3 protein-coding genes and 1 pseudogene are annotated in these 3,349 nt (G+C 72.1%); all 4 read left to right on the top strand.

What is annotated here, in order from left to right; translation table 11 throughout:
- A pseudogene (locus SACPADRAFT_RS33125) lies at positions 1 to 183 on the top strand (hypothetical protein); the annotation flags it as partial.
- A 39-nt stretch (positions 184 to 222) separates the two neighbouring features.
- Positions 223 to 1,197, top strand: coding sequence for a hypothetical protein (locus SACPADRAFT_RS0216565; protein ID WP_007027013.1), 975 nt, complete (start codon positions 223 to 225; stop codon positions 1,195 to 1,197).
- Between the two features lie 52 nt (positions 1,198 to 1,249).
- On the top strand, positions 1,250 to 1,843 hold the full coding sequence (locus tag SACPADRAFT_RS28275) for a VOC family protein (RefSeq protein ID WP_157577194.1): 594 nt from the start codon (positions 1,250 to 1,252) through the stop codon (positions 1,841 to 1,843).
- Between the two features lie 141 nt (positions 1,844 to 1,984).
- A complete protein-coding gene (eno, locus tag SACPADRAFT_RS0216555) occupies positions 1,985 to 3,268 on the top strand; it encodes a phosphopyruvate hydratase (RefSeq protein WP_007027011.1) in 1,284 nt (427 codons plus the stop codon).
- Positions 3,269 to 3,349 lie beyond the last annotated feature (81 nt).

Here is a 3,349-nt window from a genome sequence, read left to right as displayed (position 1 = left end):
CCCGAGGGCGCGCTGCGCGCCACGGCGCGGCGGTTCGCCCGGGACGTCCGGGAGGCCGAGCGTGCCGCGCGCGTCCACGGCTTCGACCCGGCCACCCTCGACGCCGACGGCTGGCGCCGCTTCTGGCCGCGTGAGCGGGCCGCCGACGACACCCCGCCGGGCACCGTGGAGACCCACGGTTGATCATGGGGCTCCCGTGATCCCCGACGCAGTGGAGTCGCCATGCCGCCCGATCCGTTCGTCCATCCCGACCTGAACGATCCCGGGTGGACGCGGGCGGCCGAACGCCGGGCCCGGCGGGAACGCCGGAAGATCCGCCGTCGACAGGTCGCCCTCTGGGGCCCGCGGCGCGCGCGCGGACGGTACCTGGGCCCCACCGCGCTCGTCGTCGCCGTGCTCGTGGTGGCCGTGGGCGGCATCCACCTCATCGGCGCGACCCGGGATCAGCCGTCCGGGTCCCTCGCCGATCAGCCGGGCGTGCGCCCGGTGGACCCGGACCGTCCCTTCGCGCGCACGCCCGCCGCGGACTGGGACCACGGCGCCGACGGCATCGTCGTCCCGGAGGCCGCCGACGTCGGCGACTTCGACGCCGCGTCGGTCCGTGCGGCGTTCGAACGGGTGCGCGACGTGCTGGTCGCGACCCGGATCGAGCGGGGGCTGGTCGAGGACGGCGAGATCGCGCCCGCCCTGTCCCTGGTCGCGCCGAGTGAGCGCGAGTGGGCGCGGTCGGAGTTCGACCGGGACGTCTGGCCGATCACGTTGGCGACCCGGGTCCACCCGGACACGCCGCTGCTGCCGGTCGACCCGAAGGTGCGGGGATCGATGGTGGCCGCCGCCGGGGAGAGGCCGGGCGAGCTCGAGATCCGCACCGACTACGTGTTCGCCTACGCCTTCGACACCGACGATCCGGACGCGTTGTCCGTCCCGTTGGACATCGTGTCGATGTACCGGGCACAGGTGACCTACGTCCTCCGGGAGGGCGACCGGTGGTACGCGGAGGACCGGGGGCTCGCGTTCGGCGACTCCGAGGCCTTCTTCTACTCCATGGCCTGCGCGCCGTTGCTGGAACAGGGCCTGCTCGCCCCCGCCTACCGTGAGCCCGCCCGCCCGGGGCTGCCCGACGAGAAACGTCCCCCGGAGTACTTCGACCCGGACGCGCCCATGCCGGACGAGAACAACTGCGGCACGGAGGTGTGAGTCGAGGGGTGAGTGCGCGCGGGACTGGGCCGATGTGGTGAACTTGCACGTCATGAGCGACGAAGTCCCGAGGTATCTCGGCCTCGCGCCGTACCTGTACTACACCGACGCCACCGAGGCTGTGGAGTGGCTGACCAGGGTGTTCGGGTTCAAGGAGAAGGTGCGCTACGTCGACGCGGCCGGTGAGGTGTTCCAGGCCACCCTGGTGGCCGGGGGGACCGAGATCCATCTCACCGCCGTGGACGAGAACTACTGGGACGCCAAGGGGGTCGACGGGCCGGTCGGCCAGCTCAACGTCGTCTACGTCGACGATGTCGACGCGCAGTTCGAGCGGCTGCGCGAAGTGGTCGGCGACTCGATCGAGTACTCCCAGCCCCAGGACCAGCCCTACGGCGCACGCCTGTTCACGGTGCAGGACATCGGCGGCAACAGCTGGGCGTTCTGGCAGCACATCTCGGACGAGGTGGATCTCCCGGTCGGGTGGCAGGAGATCCGGTCCGAGGACAACGGAACCGGGGCCTCCGCGAACGGCTCGGCCGACGGCTCCGGTGAGCGGACCACCCCCGACGGAGGGCGTGACCTGCCGGGTGCCCACCGCGCGGACGGCTCCGGCGACGGCGACGGAGGCGGGTCCGAGGAGTCCTAGATCGCACCCCGCCCGGGTAGCCGACGGCCGGACAGGCCCCGGCGGCTAGGCTGAGGTCGTCGCCGCGTCCACACGGCGCGGCCGGTCGGCGTGTCCGCGGGAAGCCGACGCAGTGACACACAACCGGGTGAGGAGCTGAGTGTGGCGGTTATCGAGCAGGTAGGCGCGCGCGAGATTCTGGACTCTCGCGGCAACCCCACCGTCGAGGTGGAGGTCGCCCTGGACGACGGCACGATGACGCGGGCCGCGGTGCCCTCGGGTGCCTCGACGGGCGAGCACGAGGCCGTCGAGCTGCGCGACGGGGACAAGCGCTACAACGGCAAGGGTGTCCAGCGCGCGGTCGCGGCCGTGCTCGACGAGATCGGTCCGGACCTGGCCGGTGTCGAGGCCGTCGACCAGCGCATCATCGACCAGAAGCTGCTCGACCTCGACGGCACGCCGGACAAGAGCAGGCTGGGCGCCAACGCGATGCTCGGGGTGTCGCTCGCCGTCGCGAAGGCGGCCGCCGACTCGGCGGAGCTCGAACTGTTCCGCTACCTCGGCGGGCCGAACGCGCACGTGCTGCCCGTGCCGATGATGAACATCCTGAACGGCGGTGCGCACGCCGACACCGACGTGGACATCCAGGAGTTCATGATCGCGCCGATCGGCGCGGAGTCCTTCCGCGAGTCGCTGCGGTGGGGTGCGGAGACCTACCAGGCGCTGAAGTCGGTGCTGAAGAGCCGGGGCCTGGGTACCGGCCTCGGGGACGAGGGCGGCTTCGCGCCGAGCCTGTCGTCGAACCGCGAGGCGCTCGACATCATCGTCACCGCGATCGAGAAGGCGGGCTACCGGCCCGGCCGGGACATCGCGCTGGCGCTCGACGTCGCGGCCACCGAGTTCTTCGCGGACAACACCTACACCTTCGAGGGCAGCAAGCGCAGCGCCGAGCAGATGATCGGCTACTACAGCGAGCTGGTCGACGCCTACCCGCTGGTCTCCATCGAGGACCCGCTCGCGGAGGACGACTGGGACGGCTGGGCCCGGCTGACCGCCGAACTCGGCGAGAGCGTGCAGCTGGTCGGGGACGACCTGTTCGTCACCAACCCGGACCGGCTGGAGGAGGGCATCAACCGCAAGATCGCGAACGCCCTGCTCGTCAAGGTCAACCAGATCGGCACCCTGTCCGAGACGCTGGACGCGGTCACGCTGGCCACCTCCTGCGGCTACAAGTCGATGATGAGCCACCGCTCCGGCGAGACCGAGGACACCACGATCTCCGACCTGGCGGTGGCCACCGGCGTCGGCCAGATCAAGACCGGTGCCCCGGCGCGCAGTGAGCGGGTGGCGAAGTACAACCAGCTGCTGCGGATCGAGGAGACCCTGGCCGACGCGGCCCGCTACGCCGGGGACCTCGCGTTCCCGCGGTTCACGCCGGAGGGCTGACGCCCGTGCCGGACCGGGGCAGGCCGAGGAACCGGCGCGGCGGGGGGAGACCGGAGCGTTCCCCCCGCCGGCCCCGGCGCG

The sequence above is a fragment of the Saccharomonospora iraqiensis subsp. paurometabolica YIM 90007 genome, assembly GCF_000231035.2.
Lineage (GTDB): Bacteria > Actinomycetota > Actinomycetes > Mycobacteriales > Pseudonocardiaceae > Saccharomonospora > Saccharomonospora paurometabolica.
This window is presented reverse-complemented; position numbering and strand designations above follow the sequence as displayed.

What these genes read in the sequence shown, in the direction of transcription:
- SACPADRAFT_RS28275 (WP_157577194.1), top strand. Translation starts at nt 1,250, where the DNA reads ATGAGCGACGAAGTCCCGAGGTATCTCGGCCTCGCGCCGTACCTGTAC.
- SACPADRAFT_RS0216565 (WP_007027013.1), top strand. Translation starts at nt 223, where the DNA reads ATGCCGCCCGATCCGTTCGTCCATCCCGACCTGAACGATCCCGGGTGG.